Raw genomic sequence first — 14,930 nt, forward strand, 5'->3', positions numbered from 1 at the left:
AGGCTCACTGCATGTCCAGGTTCTCATCGCCGTGGCAGGGGGGCCCCGTGCTGGGTATCTTCATGCCCTATATCCATAGCGAACTCAAACAACTTGGCGATATAGAAGGGCGATTGAGCGGCGCCCCGTAGCGAGTGCCAATACGTTTCAAAGTTCGTGAATGGCATCAATCATGACTTCGGTTTCACCTTCGCACCTTAACAAGGTGTCCACCGAGACGGCAGCAACCCAACGGTACAAGTATTAGATTTGATGCGGAGCAGCCGCTCGAATGACCGTATGACTGACCGTGTGGCGAACGACTGCCGCTGGTCGGAAAAAAGCCCAAGCTGGCTCGATTGGACTCGATTGGGATAACGAGTCAAGTCACAAATGTAAGTGTGAAATCGTCGCTGTCTCCAACATCGAGTTCCCTGAAGCCAATTCGCTGCAGCGCCGTAGTTCCGATCCCGTCGCAGAGGTTAAAAGCCTCCGGATTCTTCACAAAAGTCGGAAAGTCACCTCGCCATTCGGCCCCATCGTCGGCCACGGCGAAAAAGTACCAGAATCGATTGAGGTCAGCCAGGTCATTGCGGTAGACCACCTTGCACTGTCCGGAGTCGACCGGGTACCACCCGATATTCTGCCAGTTGCCGCCTTCGCCGCCGCAGTCCTCGGGACTGTAGAAACTTATCGCGGTCCAGATGCGAACCGGATGAGAGTTACAGAATCTCAACATGATTCAATCTCCTTGAGAACTTTGGTGGGGCTGCCGCCTTACAGCTGGACCCGTCGGATACGCGGTATCCTCGCTGCCCTGCTGGCGGGAGCCCTGATCTCCGGAGCGTTGGAGAGCGTGACCGGCTTTGCCACGGGGCGCCGTTGTGTCGCCACGAGGAACCGGCTTAGGCACGCGATCATCTGTATCCTTAGGCATCGCCATAAGTCACCTTTTGTTCGCGGAAGCGAGTTGAATCTAGTAAACGGGAGCGTTATAAGTTCCGATCTAATTTCGCCGGAACTCCGCTTTGCAGCATCCCGTTACGTTAACAGTAAGCGAAGCAAAGCAAAGCTCTTTAAAGCTTTACCGTCTATTACCATGCAACAGTTATGAACTTCTTCAATGTATCCAGCTACCGGAATTAGGCAAGTAACTCGAACTAACTTGAGAAATACGTGGCTTCTATAATGTTACATTTATGTAACAGTAGTGCTCTCAGAAGGGGGGCACGATCGAATCCACCACCGAAGATAGGCAATCAGCAAGCCTGATGGCGGACTAGGTGCGACGCGAACTGGATGACAATCTCGCTGCCTTGGTCAGAGTGATTAGGACGTCGCGGGGGGGCTCGCCGGTGTAGCGCGATCATTCGGGCATCGGTCACCAACCGTGAGGTCATTGTGGCTTGCATCGACCAGCCAACAATACAGTCCATCACCGCGGCGACATACGGCCACCCTTCGGCCGTCCCGTAACCCCGAGCAAAAGGCCGGGTAAGGCCGAGCGCGTCACGCCGGGCGGAATATAGACGCTTGAGGCGCTGCTTCGAAGACGACCTGGCCATGTTGTCCAGGTCGGCCTGCCGCCGGGCAATTGGCCAGCAGCGCCAGGAGCCTGGCTCGTGTTAGCTTCTTGCGCCAGACCTCGTGGCCGCGGCGATCCTGTGCGTGCAGGAAAAAGCAGTGCTTGCCCAGATCGATCCCGATCAACGTTGCGGTGCCCATGATGATCTCTCCGAAAAGGAAACAACCCGATCAGCGTTTGCTGATCGGGTTGTTTCGGTCAGGCTGACCATCTTGCTCATTAAAGGCAGCGTATCTACTACACGGAAAGCCAGAAGGCGCTGATGTGGGAGCGTTGGCAGAAGGGAAAATCTCTTCAGCATATCGCCCAACTTTTCGATCGTAATCATTCATCCGTACCACGGATTCTGGCGGAAACCGGCGGTATTCAACCAGCGCAACGACACCGCTCCAGGTTGGCGTTGACGCTCCCCGAGCGAGAGGAGATATCGCGCTCATTGGTTGCTGGTCTCTCGATCCGTTCAATAGCGGCCCGGCTCGGACGCGCGCCTTCTACCATCAGTCGGGAGCTCGCGCGCAACGGTGGAGGCCAGGGCTATCGGGCGAATCGGGCTGACCAGCTTGCCTGGGAGCGGGCCCGTCGCCCAAGAGTATGTAAGCTGGTCAGGAACCGAGTGCTGGCGCGGGTGGTGTCGGACAAGCTGCGGATGCTGTGGTCTCCTGAGCAGATTGCTGGTTGGCTCAAGCATGCATATGCGGTCAACAAGGACTACAAGGTGTCACACGAGACTATCTATCGTAGCCTCTACATACAGGCCCGCGGCGTGCTAAAAAAGGAGTTGCTGGAGCACTTGCGGCGCTCACGAGCCATTCGTCGATCGCGCCATCACACACAAAAGACGGACGACCACGGCAGGATTTGTGACACGGTGTCGATCGGTGAGCGGCCTGCCACGGCCGAGGACCGCACAATACCCGGTCATTGGGAAGGCGACCTGCTGTGTGGTAGCGGGAGCAGCCAGATCGTGACGCTTGTCGAACGCCAGACGCGCTATCTTATGCTTGTGAAGATTGCCAGCAAGGACAGCGAGACGGTCGTCAATGCACTCATCAAGCATGCGTGCAAATTGCCGCAGGAACTCTACAAATCACCTGGGATCGGGGATCCGAGATGGCGGAACACAAGCGTTTCAGCGTGGCCACGGACATCAAGGTCCACTTCTGCGATCCTCAGCATCCGTGGCAACGCGGCTCAAACGAAAACAAAAACGGCCTTCTGAGACAGTACTTCCCCAAAGGGACCGATTTCGCTGTCTATTCGCAAGCCAAGCTCAACGCCGTAGCGAGGCGGCTCAATGAGCACTAGACTTCGATACACCGGCTGAACGATTCCATCAATCCGTTGCGTTGACCGGTTGAATCCTCAGTGGAGCACCAGACATTCGTTTTCGGGAGGCTAGGGTCCGCAGTCAGTCAAGGTCCTCAATCGCCCAGATCGACTTTGCATGCGTGCTCCGAGCCAAAACGCGGAAAGTCATCGAAGTCCGCTCTGACCGGCCCTTGCCGTCGTGGGACCTTACTCAGCGGGAGCACAGGCTCTCGGCAAGTCGCGCGCGCGAGTTGACGCAACGGTGACACCTTTAGAACGGTCTACGCCTGCGCCGCAGCCCGACCTTGAGATGCCTGATCTACTGCAAACAGGCGAGCCCAGATGGTGCAACCCGGCAGATACCACGGCGGATAGATACCGGGTAGAAGTGAGCGTGGCACCGGTCATTCTGTTCGTCACGGAGCCGGACCTGGAGCGGGGAGACCGCCGCGCAAAGGTGGCGCTCTCTACGCGAACTACATCGTGCTGCGAATGCCCTGGGAAGTGCGCCCGCTGTTTGAAGAATGGCAGCAGGCGCATTTCCCAGATCGGGCCGAGTGCGTTGTGAACTGTGTACGCGAGATGCGCGGCGGCAAAGACTACGATGCCAGCTTCGCGACGTGCATGCTGGGCGGACCTGATGCGCCAGCGCTTCTACAAGGCCGCAGACCGGCTCGGCTTTCTCTACAACCGGTCTGAACTGGATACTTCCCGATTCCGGGCGCCGCCGAGAGGGTCGCGGGCCACAGACGATATACAAAGCTCCTTGTCTTGAGCAGGCGTCGCTGCCAACTGATCGCCGATCATGCTGCTCGCCAGATCCAGTGCGGCTTTCGCATTCGCAGGGGGAAGTCCAGAGGACAGCGCCAGCCTGACTGCGATGGCCGCCAAGCGTCCTTCTTCATAGGTAGGCATGTCGATCTGTGCTCCTTCGCGTTGCCGAGGGTCATGGCCTGGCCGCGCACGCGGCCGCCGAGGGCCGGTGGCTCACTCACAGTATGGGAGATTTGCGCGCGGGCGGAACCCCCGATTGCTGCTGACTTGTGTAAGCGCAAGTGAGGCCGGGCTAAGAATCTTCCGAAAATGCACCGGTGTGGCGTCGGGGCGGTCCCAATATGATGGATTGCCGACGCGCGCCGCAAAGTAATCGCGACAGACTCTCGCCCGATCTCATCCAGTACCCAATTGATCTGGAGTCCGGGGCTCAGATACCGCCGGCATTGCCGGCCGCCAGCGTTGGCTCGCCTGCACGAGACGGCCTTACGATAGAGAATTGTCTGCGCTCTGTTGTTCCGCCTGTGGCCTCTTGGCTCAGACCAGCACGTGACGTGTCTCTACAAAGAAGCGCTGTATCTCTTGTTCAATGTCGAGATCGATCATTTTGTCCGGCCGATTTCCGTTCGGGCAGGCAAGCCTTGGGGTTGTGCCAAACAAGCGACAAATCAACGGGCGCTCCGCATACACGCTGCATCCCTTGGTATCAAGATGAGGGCAACTTAGGTTTGCCAACGCAATCTCATGCTCGGCATCGCTCTTAGCGGGAAGCCTCGACATCTCTTCCGTTGAGGTTGTCACGGGCCCACAACAGTCATGACATCCAGGGGTGCACTCGAATGTGGGAATTCGTGAACGAAGAAATCTGATCTTTTGGCTATTCATTGGTACAGGTAGCGGACAGTTGGCCAAGGGCGAGCCGAGACCGCAGAGGTTGCGCACTACGCTCATCCCGACTGGGCGCCGCGCTCTTGTTCAACTACCGTTCCCCGGCGGTAGCCCGAGGAACTCAGACGCCTCTTGCATAGCGCTCTCGGCAAGCTCACGGGCTTCCTTGCCTCCGCCGGGCGTCACCAAGCCGACCAGTGCGGCGTAGAGCAGGTGGATCAGATCAACGGCACGGTGATGCTGTTCTTCGCTCATGTTTTTCCCTCCGCGAAGGCATCGAGCCGTGCCGTCAACTCAGGTTTGCGCAGCTTTCGCAATGCCTGGGATTCCAGTTGGCGGATGCGCTCGCGCGTCAGGCCGAACTGCGCACCAATTTCATCAAGCGTGTAGTCGGTCTGCAGCCCTACGCCAAAGCGCATGCGCAAAATTTTCGCTTCACGCGGTTTTAGCCTTGCCAGAATGGCTTCCAGTTCCTGTTGGAGCGTCGCTTGGATCGCCGCGTCCACTGGGGATATCGTGACCTCATCAGCCAAGGTGTCGCCAAGTAGGGCATCCCCGCTTTCGCCCAATGGGATCTCCAGCGAGATCGGTTGCTTGACGACATTCAGGATGGATTTGATCTGCTTCTCGCTCATCGCCATGCGTGCGGCCAGCATGGGCGGCGTTGGCGCGGCGCCTGTTTCCCTGAAAATATCGCGTGTATGCCGGTTGATCTTGCCAATCGTCTCGACAAGATGCATTGGGATGCGGATGGCGGGCGCCTTATCGGCGATGGCACGTATGACCGCCTGCCGAATCCACCACGTTGCGTAGGTTGAGAACTTGTAGCCGCGTCGGTGATCGAATTTGTCCACTGCGCGCATTAATCCGATATTTCCCTCTTGGATGAGATCCGGCAACGGCAAGCCACGATACTGATATTTCTTGGCGATGGAGACCACCAGGCGGAGGTTGGCCTCGATCATCTCAGTCCTGGCTTGCTGGGCCTTCGTCTTTGCCTTCGCGACCTGCTTGGCGGTTTCCCGCAGAGCGCCAAGTGGCATTGCGGCCCGTATTTCCATCGCACGCAAATGTTGCTGAAGCGCTCGCACTTCCGGCGTCCACCTGATCAGCTGAGCACGGATGGCAGAGTTCTCAGCCACGAGTGCGGTCATCCAGTCAAGATTTCGGGCTTGATCTCTGAATTGCTCTAAAAATACTTCGCGCGTGATGCCGCACTGGTCGATCAATATCTTGGCGATGCGGCGCTCTGTTTGACGAACCTCCTCGATCAACGCTTCAAGAATCTGCGTGAGCGCCGCAATGGCAGGCGGGCTAAAGCGAAATGCCGCAAGCTCATATTGGATGGCGGCCAGCACCCTGAAATACAGGAGGGGATCGGGCTCTGGGCAGCGCGCGACACTCGCAAGCTCACCAGCTCGGCACCGGATCGCGTCGAATTTTTCAACGGCAATGCCCCTCCACCGCACCGGTGCGCGCTCAGAAGACGTGGTCGGCACGGGATCCTCGAGGCCTGTTTCGTCATCCTCCGGATTAGTATCGGTTTGCGCCTGCGCCTGCGCCTCGGGTAGCCGGCTGCTGCCTGCCTCGGCAGGCAGCTCAACAATATGGTCGACCAGGTCATCAAACGCCATCTCGTCGCATGCAACCCGGTCGGCCATCGTCAAGAGTTCGGAAACCACTGCGGGGCACGCCGCCATCGCCGCCATCATTTCCGCCAACGCATCCTCGATTCGCCGGGCAATGGTCACCTCCTCCTCGCGCGTCAGGAGGGGAATCGCGCCGATCTCTCGCAGGTACATCTGCGTGGGATCGGTCGTGCGAGTCAGTCGACCGTCGCTTTGCGTGATAACCGCAGCGGCTTCCTCTGCGGCGTCCTCATCATTCGCGGAGCGTGCCGCATCCTGATTCAGCCATGTTGCAAAGTCCGTTGGTGCCCGGTCGACGACCTCGATGCCGAGATCGGCCAACATTGGCAACGTCCGGTCGAGAATGCCGGACGTGTCCTCGTAATCCGGAAGCTGATCGCTCAACTCGCCACGCGTGAGAAAACCGCGCTCTTTGCCAAGCGCAATTAGTGCAAGCAGGTTCGTACGTAGGTTCTCACTCATCTCATGCGCGCTTGCCGCGCGGTTCTGCGCCTTGCTTCCGCTTGGCGCATTCGCAAAGGGCATCATTTCTACCCCGAGGGCAGTTCAACCGTGACTTGGCAGTGGGAATGGCCGATAGCTGCGCTTGATCTGGCCGTCGTTTCAGGTATCTCACCGCCTGGCGAGATGCCGTGCGAGCCAGACCGATGCCAACACCGAGGCAATGGCCCAGAGCGCCAGGATCACCAGCGCCGCAACGCGGCTGACGGGGCGGTTGGCGGCCGCCGCAGCCGCCGCGCGATGCTCGCGCATCACCTCAACCGGAATCCACCGAATTGCCAGCAACAAGCCGAGAGGCACCACCACCACGTCATCCAGAAAGCCGAGCACCGGAATGAAATCGGGAATCAGATCAATGGGCGACAAGGCATAAGCGGCGACCAGCACGGCCAGTGCTTTCGCATACCATGGCGTGCGGGGATCTTGCGCGGCCAGCCACACCGCGTACACATCTTCCTTGACTGCGCGAGCCCAACGCCGAGAACGTGCGATCAGGTGTGGCAGCAGGTCCCGGCGCCACAAGTGCTGACGCACATCGTCCAGCACCGGGACGGCAGCGAGGGCGAGCAGCAGGGTTGCGAGCACGAGCGTGGCGCTGAACCCGACGTGCTTGAACCCCAAGGCGCCAACGACGCCACCGGCAAAGAACAATGCGACGAGCGTAGTGAGTACCCGTAGTTTGTGCCGATTGGCGAGCACCAGTGGCTTGCTCGACTCGGCCCTGGACAGGTTCCAATAAAACAGCTTGCCTAGTTCGATGCCGATATCGGTGACCATGCCGGTCACATGCGTGGTGCGGATCTCGGCATTCGACAGCTTGGTGACGATGGCATTTTGTAAGCCCATGATGAAACAGAGCACCATGACGGTTGCTGGCACGAACAACCATTCATGGTGCTCGAGCTTGCTTCCCAGCAGGCCAAAACATACCAACAGCGCGGCTTCCAGCATGAGCGGCAAGGCGTATTCGCTATGCAGCCGCTCGCGCCGGGCCCAGTTGATCAGCACCGCTGAGCAGGCAGCGCCTGCCAGAAACGACAGCAGGGCGCCAAGGCCGTCCAGCATCAGCCAGAAACTGCCAAGCGCCAGGTTGTCGGCCATGGCGGACACGATCCCCGACATGTGCGAGGTGTACTGCTGTACAGCCAGGAAGCCACCCGCGTTGGTCGCCCCTGCAACAAAGGCCAGGTAGCGGGCGAGTTGCTGATTGGTTCCGGGATTGCGCTCCTTCCCAGTCAGCTTACGCAAGTACAGGATTGACATGGTCGCGTTGAGAGGAGGCCTGGGGGCGGGGGGCGGGGGGCGGTGTCAATACCGGATCTTCGATCTTGCGGGCTTGGGCCAGGAGGCACGGTTCGATGCAAGCTGCTCACCGCGCTTCAGGCGGCGGGCGGCCGCAGCCAGTTTCAGCGAGTGCACCGTTTCCAGGATGCGCGCACGCGCTATCAGCGCTTCCAGAGAGGGCAGCTCGTGCGTCCCTTTCCAGGCAAACAGCGTGTAGTTGCAACTGTCTTCGGACAGGGAAATCGACATCGATTTTCCGAACACGGCGCTGACTTCCTCCAGATAGAGCGGAATATCCGGATCGCTTTCGAGAAAATTCGCTACCAGCACGCCGGTATCGGCCAGGCGTGCGTGACAGTCGGCATAGAAGTCCGCAGTGCCCAACTGTACCGGCATGCCGTCGGCCAGAAATCCGTCCACCAGGATGACGTCCGGTCGCGCATTCTGGCTCGCAACATATTCAGCGCCATCCGCGCAGACGATTTCGAGTCGTTCGTCCTCCGGGATCTGGAACTGTTCGCGCAGGGCGATGACTGCCGGATTGATTTCAATTGCCACGATCTTGGCGTTGGGCAGATGCCGGTAGCAGTATTTGGCAAGCGAGCCCCCACCCAGGCCAATCATCGAGATCCTGGTGGGCGTCGGGTGAAATAGCAGGAATCCCATCATCGTGCGGGTATAGCCCAACACGAGCTTGTCGGGATCCTTGCGCGACATGAGGCTTTGCGTGGCGAGCGCGTCGAAATGCAGCGACAACGCGTTTTGGGTTTCCAACACCTGGGGCGTGCCGTCGTTGGTCGACTCAGCAAGAAATTTCAGATAAGCCTCAAACGAGGAGCGGTCGGCTCGCATCTGTCGGTCCATCAGAGCGACTTGGGGAGCTTCTCCCCCTTTAACAATGCCGCAATAGTGACGACAGCGGCGGCCTCGTCCACGCCGTCTGCCTGGATGCATATATGTGCCCCCACCCGGGCACACAGGCGCATGACCTCCATCACATTCTTGGCGTTTGCGATCCAGGGGCCGCTGGTGAGCCTGATCTCGCACTCAAACTGATTGGCCGTGAAAGCCAACCGCGCGGAATTCCGCCCTTGAAATCCATCTCTGGCAGTCGCCTCTAACGTCACTTCTACCACCGCGCCCTCATCAAGAATGGTGAACCTCAAGACTCATCTGTACAGGTGCCACGTGTTGTGCTTCTCGGAAGCCGCTCGTCATGCCCAAGCTGGTGGAGTCACCGCGGTGGATGGTCGATGAGAACGTAGCGAGTCTCGCCGTTGTATGTAATGATAATGCCATTATAATACAATGACACTCTAGAACGTATGGAATCCAAGACTGCTCGTCTGACCGTATTGATTGACCCGGTGAAGAAGAAGGCCTTTGAGGATCTGTGTGCCGCCCAAGACCAGACGCCATCTCAGGTTGTTCGGCAGTTGATTCGCGACTATTTGCAGCAGTACGAGGTGGACTACACCACCAGGTCGAAAGTCGGCGCGCCCAGGTTGGCGGCGAACGATCGTGAGTGATAGTTGGAAAGGACCAGCCGGTGCCCAGGTATAGGTGTCCACACGCGTTGTCTGGTCCGTATGGCATCCAGGTATGGCACGCCAGTGAGCGACGGGCGTTTGGCCGTCATGCCATATTGATAGCACCCAGTCCGAAAGGCCTGTAGTCGACCGTGCCACTGTGGCAGTGAGACGAGGCCTCGCGTCGGGCGCTATGCAGTGTCCAAGATTGGATGCTGAGCCCAACTTGGCAACTTGAAGGGCATCGCAAGCAGCGCTACCCCGCGCGCTACATCGCTAGCGCCGGTGGGAATTGGTCTGCCGCACGACGCTCAAAATCCCACGCAGGATTTCTATGGGTGGCGGTGGGCAGCCCGGCACCGTTACGTCGACCGGAATGACGTTGCCGACGCGACCGCAACTAGCATAGCTCTCCCCGAAGATTCCACCGGTAGAGCCGCAGTCGCCTACTGCCACCACCAGTTTGGGCTCCGGGGTTGCCGCGTAGGTGCGCCGCAGGGCCTCTTCCATATGACGCGAGACGGGTCCGGTCACCAGCAGCATGTCGGCATGGCGCGGGCTCGCGACGAACTTGATGCCGAGGCCTTCGATGTTGTAGTAGGGATTGCCGAGTGCGTGGATCTCCAGCTCGCAGCCATTGCACGAACCTGCGTCGACCTGCCGAATCGTCAGTGCCTGGCCGAGAATGTCGAGCAGTTCCTGGTGGATGCGTTGAATGGTGGTGGTCTCGCCCGCCGAGCTGAGAGGCGCGGGCTCAGTGACGATACCGGTGCGCGCGATCTGCTTAAGGATTTGCCACATCAGAGATCGTGCCCCGAATAGCTGAGGTTGAAGGATTTATTGATCAGCGGAAAGTCCGGCACGATGTTGCCGATGATGGCATGCTCGAGCACCGGCCAGTTCTGCCACGATGGGTCGTGGCAATGGCAGCGGAGGAGTCTGCCGTCATCGACCAGTTCAAGCGCGACGAGGACTTCGCCACGCCAGCCCTCCACCCATCCCGCCCCGATGGCGGCGCCGGCTCGCGCTTGCAGCACGATTCGAATAGGGCCGTCCGGCAAGCCTGCACAAATGGCACGGATCAGTCGCAGCGACTCCAGCACCTCATCGAATCGCACCGCCACGCGGGCGGCGACATCGCCGCCGCGCTGCATCGCCATTTTCACTGCGAGGCTATCGTAGGGCAGCCAGGCATGGTCGCAGCGCAGGTCCGCGGCGCGGCCGCTGGCGCGCCCGGCCAGCCCGGTAAGCCCAAGCTGGGTGGCAAGCTGTGGCGTGACGCATCCCGTCCCGAGAAAACGGTCCTGCAGGCCCGCATGCTCGTCGTACACCGCACGCAGCACGCGGGCTTCCCGCTCGATGTCGTCGCACTGCTGTTGCAGGCGATCAAGCATCGCTGGGGTCAAGTCCCGCGCAACGCCGCCCGGTACCACGGCGTCCATCATCAGCCGGTGGCCGAAAGCCTCTCCTGACCGCCGCTGCCAGTCTTCGCGCAGGCGCGAGAATTGCGCCAGGCCAAAGGCCAGTCCCGCGTCGTTGCCAAGCGCCCCCAGGTCACCCAGGTGATTGGCCACGCGCTCACGCTCGAGCATCAGGGCACGCAGCCAGTTTGCCCGCGATGGGAGCGCACAGCCCCAGGCAGACTCCAGCGCCATGCAATAGGCCCAGGCATAGGTCACGGTGGAATCGCCCGAGACCCGGCCGGCCAGCCGGTAGCCCTCGAGCGGCGGCAGTTCGGTAAAACGCCGCTCGATACCTTTGTGCGTGTAGCCCAGGTGTTCTTCCAGCCGCAGCACCTTTTCGCCGACCACGGAGAAGCGGAAGTGGCCGGGTTCGATGATGCCGGCATGCACCGGGCCGACCGCGATCTCATGCACCCCGTCGCCCTCCACCCGTACGAAAGGATAGTTGGCGGGCAGTTTGCCGGCCGCGGCCACACCCGCCTGCGAGCCGCTTTGCAGCGGCCGCGCCCCGGGTGGCCACAGGCCGTGGTCCAGCCAGGGCCGAGTATCGCGGCTGCCCTGCACGGCGATACCTACCAGGTCGGTCATGGCACGTTGCATTCGGCCTGCACATGGGAATAAGCTGGTCAGATCCGGTACAGCAAGCGCGACACCATCAAGCCGTAGTTCGAGCCATACCAGTCCCTGCGGCGTGGCGTACGTTACGCATGCCGCCAACGTACCGCCGATGGCGCTCCGGTCGATGCCCCACAGCGCGACGAGGCGCCCGCCAGCGTCTGCTACCGTTCGGGCCGTAGCGGACCAGCCGTCTTGCCCGACCTGGCCATGCCAGACCGGCAGCGGCGCGGGCAGCCGCTCCAGATCAACGCTGAAATCTGACGGTGTCATCGGTTCAGCTCCCAAGCATTGCGGCAGCCTGGCGGTACCAGGTGTTGAGATAGGGCGGAATATAGAGGCCCAGCATCAGTCCCAAAGCGAGGTGCGTGAACACCGGAACCAGCGCTGGCGGATGCGCCAGCGGCTTGAGCGTGGTGTCGCCGAAGACCATCGGTTGCACCCGGCTGAACACCGCGGCGAACGCCAACCCGAGTGCCATCAGCAGGAAGGGGGTGGCCCACGGCTGCTCGCGCATGGCGGTCGTGACGATCAGGAACTCGCTGGCGAAGACCCCGAAAGGCGGCATGCCCAGGATGGCGAGCGCCCCCAGCATCAGGCCCCAGCCCACCGTGGGGCTGACACGGATCAGTCCGCGGATGTCGTCCATGACTTGCGTGCCCGCCTTCTGTGCGGCGTGGCCGACGGCGAAGAAGATCGCCGACTTGACCAGCGAATGCACCGTCATGTGCAGCAGGCCGGCATAGCTCGCGATCGGTCCGCCCATGCCAAAGGCGAAGGTCATCATGCCCATGTGCTCGATGGATGAATACGCAAACATGCGCTTGATGTCGCGCTGCCGGATCAGGAAGAAGACCGCCGCCACCACCGATACCAGGCCGAACCCCATCATCAGGCGGCCAGTGAGATGGTTGCCCAGTGCCCCATCGGTCAGCACCTTGCAGCGCAGCACGGCATAGAGCGCCACATTGAGCAGCAGGCCGGAGAGCACGGCAGACACCGGGGTCGGACCCTCGGCGTGGGCGTCAGGCAGCCAGTTGTGCAGCGGGACCAGGCCGACCTTGGTGCCATAGCCGATAAACAGGAAGGCGAACGCCAGCGTGATGATGTTGGGATCGAGCTGACGCTTGACCGCGTTCAGATTAGTCCACAGTAACGCGCCACCTTCCGGACCGATGATCTTCTCGGCCGCCATGTAGAGCAGTACCGTGCCGAACAGCGCTTGGGCAATCCCCACCCCGCACAGGATGAAGTACTTCCATGCCGCCTCGAGGCTGGCGGCGGTGCGGTAGACGCTGACCAGCAGCACAGTGGTTAGTGTGGCGGCCTCCATCGCGACCCACACGATGCCCAGATTGTTGGTCGTCAGCGCCAACAGCATGGTGAAGGTGAAGAGCTGATACATGCTGTGGTACAGGCGCAGCCGCGGCGGGGTCATCTTGCCGTGGTCGTGCTCAACCCGCATGTACGGCCGCGAGAAGATTGAAGTCGTCAGGCCCACGAACGCAGTCAGCGCAACGAGGAAGACGTTCAGCGGATCGATGTAGAACTCGCTGTCCCATGCCAGCATGGGACCATTGGCGACGATCTGCGCCGTAAGCACGCAGGCGGCGAGAAATGTGCCCAGGCTGAAGGCGACATTGATGTCGCGTGCGCGTTCGCGATGTCCCGTCAGCGCCAGCACCAGCCCGCCAGCGAGTGGAATTGCAAGCAACAGGGCCAGCGCAATCAACTCAATCCTCCTTCAGCTTCTCAAGATGACGGATGTCCAGGCTGTCGAACTGCTCACGGATCTGGAACATGAACACGCCCAGGATCAGCACGCCGATTAGCACATCCAGCGCGATGCCCAGCTCGACCACCATCGGCATGCCGTATGTCGCGGAGGTGGCCGCAAAGAAGAGGCCGTTCTCCATCGCCAGGAAGCCGATAACCTGCGGCACCGCCTTGGAGCGCGTGATCATCATCAGGAAGGACAACAACACACAAGCCAGCGCTATGCCCAGCGTGCCGCTGGCCAGCTTCAGCGACAGCCGTGAGATCGGCATGGTGAGATTGAAGGCGAAGATCACCACCAGGATGCCGATCAGCATGGTGGTGGGAATATTGATCAGCGTCTCGACGTCCCGGCGGATCTGGAGACGATTGATAACGCGGTGCAGCAGAAAGGGGATGAGCAATACTTTGAGTATCAGGGTCAGGCCGGCTGACAGGTAAAGGTGCGGTTGACCCGTCACGTAGCCAACGACCGCGGTGGCCAATGCCAGGGTCGCGCCCTGCAGCGTAAACAAGTTGATCAGCGACGGTATCCGTCGCTGCGAGATCATGGCGAAGGCGAGGATCAGCAGCACCGCGCCGAGCAGGTTGACGAACTGGGTGAGGAGCGCAGTCATTGTTCTTGTCGTCAGTGAGCCAACAGCAGGTGGACCAGCATGCCGATCACCGCCAGCAGAAAGGCGGTGGCCAGGAACTCCGGCACACGGAAGATGCGCATCTTGGCGCTCGCCGTCTCCAGCGCCGCGAGCAGGATTCCACCCACAATGAGCTTGAACAGCAGCGCGGGCAGCGCCAGCAGCATGGCAATAGGCGCTTGCGCTTCAGCGATTCCCCACGGAAAGAATAGCGCCAGGCCGATGCAGGAATAGGCAAACAGCTTCAGGCTTGCGGCCCACTCAAGGAGCGCCAGATGCCGGCCCGAGTATTCCAGGATCAGCGCCTCGTGGATCATTGTCAGCTCGAGGTGGGTGGCAGGGTTGTCGACCGGCACACGGGCGTTCTCTGCCAGCGATACCATGGTGAACGCAACGCCTGCAAATGCCAGTCCCGGGTAGATGGCCAGGTCGCGATGAGCAATCGTCTCGACAATGGTGGTGAGCGAGGTTGACTTGGAGACCAGCGAGGCGGAGAACAGCACCATCAGCAGCGCCGGCTCCGCCAGGAAGCCGATCAGCATCTCGCGCCGCGCGCCCAGAGTTCCAAAGGCGGTGCCAACGTCCATCGCCGCCAGCGAGATGAAGACCCGCGCCAGCGCGAACAGGCCGACCAAGGCGATTGCGTCGGCGGCCGGTGCCAGTGGCAGGTCGGTGGAAACCGTAGGGATAATCGAGCAAGCGAGCGCCATGCAGCCGAACACCACATAGGGCGTGGCGCGGAAAAGTGGCGACGCATTGTCGGCGACCACCGATTCCTTGTTGAACAGCTTATGCAGCACCCGATACGGTTGCCAGAGGCTGGGCGCGGATTTATTCTGCAACCAGGAACGCCACTGATTGACCCAACCGGTCAGCAGCGGTGCCAGCGTGATCGAGATCATGATCTCGAGTAGCTGTGACAGGGTTCCGGTCAGGTTCATGCA

The 14,930-nt window shown here is 60.4% G+C and carries 14 protein-coding genes and 2 pseudogenes; 2 read left to right on the plus strand and 14 right to left on the minus strand.

Going from position 1 to position 14,930, the window contains the following annotated elements:
* Positions 1-361 precede the first annotated feature (361 nt).
* The 3 genes and pseudogenes from AC1DOX_RS24050 to AC1DOX_RS24060 all read right to left on the minus strand — a co-directional run bounded on the left by AC1DOX_RS24050 (position 362) and on the right by AC1DOX_RS24060 (position 1,704).
* Positions 362-718, minus strand: a complete 357-nt coding sequence (locus tag AC1DOX_RS24050; protein ID WP_441621867.1) for a DUF1036 domain-containing protein — start codon at positions 716-718, stop codon at positions 362-364.
* A gap of 568 nt (positions 719-1,286) precedes the next feature.
* Positions 1,287-1,448 (minus strand): annotated as a pseudogene (locus AC1DOX_RS24055) (IS3 family transposase); the annotation flags it as partial.
* A gap of 40 nt (positions 1,449-1,488) precedes the next feature.
* A complete protein-coding gene (locus AC1DOX_RS24060) occupies positions 1,489-1,704 on the minus strand; it encodes a hypothetical protein (protein WP_441621869.1) in 216 nt (71 codons plus the stop codon).
* Between the two features lie 122 nt (positions 1,705-1,826).
* Between AC1DOX_RS24060 and AC1DOX_RS24065 the strand changes: the two are divergent.
* Positions 1,827-2,922 (plus strand): annotated as a pseudogene (locus AC1DOX_RS24065) (IS30 family transposase).
* Positions 2,923-4,183: 1,261 nt separating this feature from the next.
* Here AC1DOX_RS24065 and AC1DOX_RS24070 read toward each other — a convergent pair.
* The 6 genes from AC1DOX_RS24070 to AC1DOX_RS24095 form a co-directional block, all read right to left on the minus strand.
* Positions 4,184-4,597, minus strand: coding sequence for a YkgJ family cysteine cluster protein (locus AC1DOX_RS24070; RefSeq protein ID WP_441621871.1), 414 nt, complete (start codon positions 4,595-4,597; stop codon positions 4,184-4,186).
* A 24-nt stretch (positions 4,598-4,621) separates the two neighbouring features.
* Complete coding sequence (locus tag AC1DOX_RS24075; protein ID WP_441621873.1) at positions 4,622-4,789, minus strand: hypothetical protein; 168 nt, start codon at positions 4,787-4,789, stop codon at positions 4,622-4,624.
* Positions 4,786-6,711 carry an RNA polymerase sigma factor RpoD gene (rpoD, locus tag AC1DOX_RS24080; RefSeq protein WP_441621875.1) on the minus strand — a complete coding sequence of 642 codons (1,926 nt, stop codon included), beginning with the start codon at positions 6,709-6,711 and terminating at the stop codon, positions 4,786-4,788. The genes AC1DOX_RS24075 and rpoD overlap by 4 nt, the downstream gene beginning before the upstream one ends.
* Before the next feature lie 84 nt (positions 6,712-6,795).
* Positions 6,796-7,947, minus strand: coding sequence for a DUF1275 domain-containing transporter (locus AC1DOX_RS24085; RefSeq protein WP_441621877.1), 1,152 nt, complete (start codon positions 7,945-7,947; stop codon positions 6,796-6,798).
* A gap of 45 nt (positions 7,948-7,992) precedes the next feature.
* Positions 7,993-8,820, minus strand: coding sequence for a fused MFS/spermidine synthase (locus AC1DOX_RS24090; RefSeq protein WP_441621879.1), 828 nt, complete (start codon positions 8,818-8,820; stop codon positions 7,993-7,995).
* Positions 8,821-8,831: 11 nt separating this feature from the next.
* Complete coding sequence (locus tag AC1DOX_RS24095; RefSeq protein WP_441621881.1) at positions 8,832-9,134, minus strand: HPr family phosphocarrier protein; 303 nt, start codon at positions 9,132-9,134, stop codon at positions 8,832-8,834.
* Between the two features lie 159 nt (positions 9,135-9,293).
* Here AC1DOX_RS24095 and AC1DOX_RS24100 point away from each other — a divergent pair, with 159 nt between their 5' ends.
* On the plus strand, positions 9,294-9,497 hold the full coding sequence (locus AC1DOX_RS24100; RefSeq protein ID WP_092140477.1) for a CopG family transcriptional regulator: 204 nt from the start codon (positions 9,294-9,296) through the stop codon (positions 9,495-9,497).
* Between the two features lie 276 nt (positions 9,498-9,773).
* Here the strand turns inward: AC1DOX_RS24100 and AC1DOX_RS24105 are convergent, their stop codons facing one another.
* Genes AC1DOX_RS24105 through AC1DOX_RS24125 form a run of 5 tightly spaced genes read right to left on the minus strand, consistent with a single transcriptional unit; the run spans position 9,774 to position 14,927 of the window.
* Positions 9,774-10,298, minus strand: a complete 525-nt coding sequence (locus AC1DOX_RS24105; protein WP_441621884.1) for an NADH-quinone oxidoreductase subunit B family protein — start codon at positions 10,296-10,298, stop codon at positions 9,774-9,776.
* Complete coding sequence (locus AC1DOX_RS24110) at positions 10,298-11,848, minus strand: hydrogenase large subunit (protein ID WP_477101534.1); 1,551 nt, start codon at positions 11,846-11,848, stop codon at positions 10,298-10,300. Before AC1DOX_RS24110 ends, AC1DOX_RS24105 begins: the two co-directional genes overlap by 1 nt.
* Before the next feature lie 4 nt (positions 11,849-11,852).
* Entirely contained in the window at positions 11,853-13,307 is a 1,455-nt protein-coding gene (locus AC1DOX_RS24115; protein WP_441621886.1) for a hydrogenase 4 subunit F, read from the minus strand.
* A 1-nt stretch (position 13,308) separates the two neighbouring features.
* Positions 13,309-13,968 carry a formate hydrogenlyase gene (locus AC1DOX_RS24120; protein ID WP_441621888.1) on the minus strand — a complete coding sequence of 220 codons (660 nt, stop codon included), beginning with the start codon at positions 13,966-13,968 and terminating at the stop codon, positions 13,309-13,311.
* A gap of 11 nt (positions 13,969-13,979) precedes the next feature.
* Entirely contained in the window at positions 13,980-14,927 is a 948-nt protein-coding gene (locus AC1DOX_RS24125) for a respiratory chain complex I subunit 1 family protein (RefSeq protein WP_441621890.1), read from the minus strand.
* Between the last annotated feature and the right edge of the window lie 3 nt (positions 14,928-14,930).

The organism is Cupriavidus sp. 01L415, assembly GCF_056400065.1.

Excerpts from the sequence above, each read along its gene's own strand:
- AC1DOX_RS24050 (WP_441621867.1), bottom strand. The coding sequence starts at position 718 with ATGTTGAGATTCTGTAACTCTCATCCGGTTCGCATCTGGACCGCGATA.
- AC1DOX_RS24060 (WP_441621869.1), bottom strand. The coding sequence starts at position 1,704 with ATGGGCACCGCAACGTTGATCGGGATCGATCTGGGCAAGCACTGCTTT.
- AC1DOX_RS24070 (WP_441621871.1), bottom strand. The coding sequence starts at position 4,597 with ATGAGCGTAGTGCGCAACCTCTGCGGTCTCGGCTCGCCCTTGGCCAAC.
- AC1DOX_RS24075 (WP_441621873.1), bottom strand. The coding sequence starts at position 4,789 with ATGAGCGAAGAACAGCATCACCGTGCCGTTGATCTGATCCACCTGCTC.
- rpoD (WP_441621875.1), bottom strand. The coding sequence starts at position 6,711 with ATGATGCCCTTTGCGAATGCGCCAAGCGGAAGCAAGGCGCAGAACCGC.
- AC1DOX_RS24085 (WP_441621877.1), bottom strand. The coding sequence starts at position 7,947 with ATGTCAATCCTGTACTTGCGTAAGCTGACTGGGAAGGAGCGCAATCCC.
- AC1DOX_RS24090 (WP_441621879.1), bottom strand. The coding sequence starts at position 8,820 with ATGCGAGCCGACCGCTCCTCGTTTGAGGCTTATCTGAAATTTCTTGCT.
- AC1DOX_RS24100 (WP_092140477.1), top strand. The coding sequence starts at position 9,294 with ATGGAATCCAAGACTGCTCGTCTGACCGTATTGATTGACCCGGTGAAG.
- AC1DOX_RS24105 (WP_441621884.1), bottom strand. The coding sequence starts at position 10,298 with ATGTGGCAAATCCTTAAGCAGATCGCGCGCACCGGTATCGTCACTGAG.
- AC1DOX_RS24110 (WP_477101534.1), bottom strand. The coding sequence starts at position 11,848 with ATGACACCGTCAGATTTCAGCGTTGATCTGGAGCGGCTGCCCGCGCCG.
- AC1DOX_RS24120 (WP_441621888.1), bottom strand. The coding sequence starts at position 13,968 with ATGACTGCGCTCCTCACCCAGTTCGTCAACCTGCTCGGCGCGGTGCTG.
- AC1DOX_RS24125 (WP_441621890.1), bottom strand. The coding sequence starts at position 14,927 with ATGAACCTGACCGGAACCCTGTCACAGCTACTCGAGATCATGATCTCG.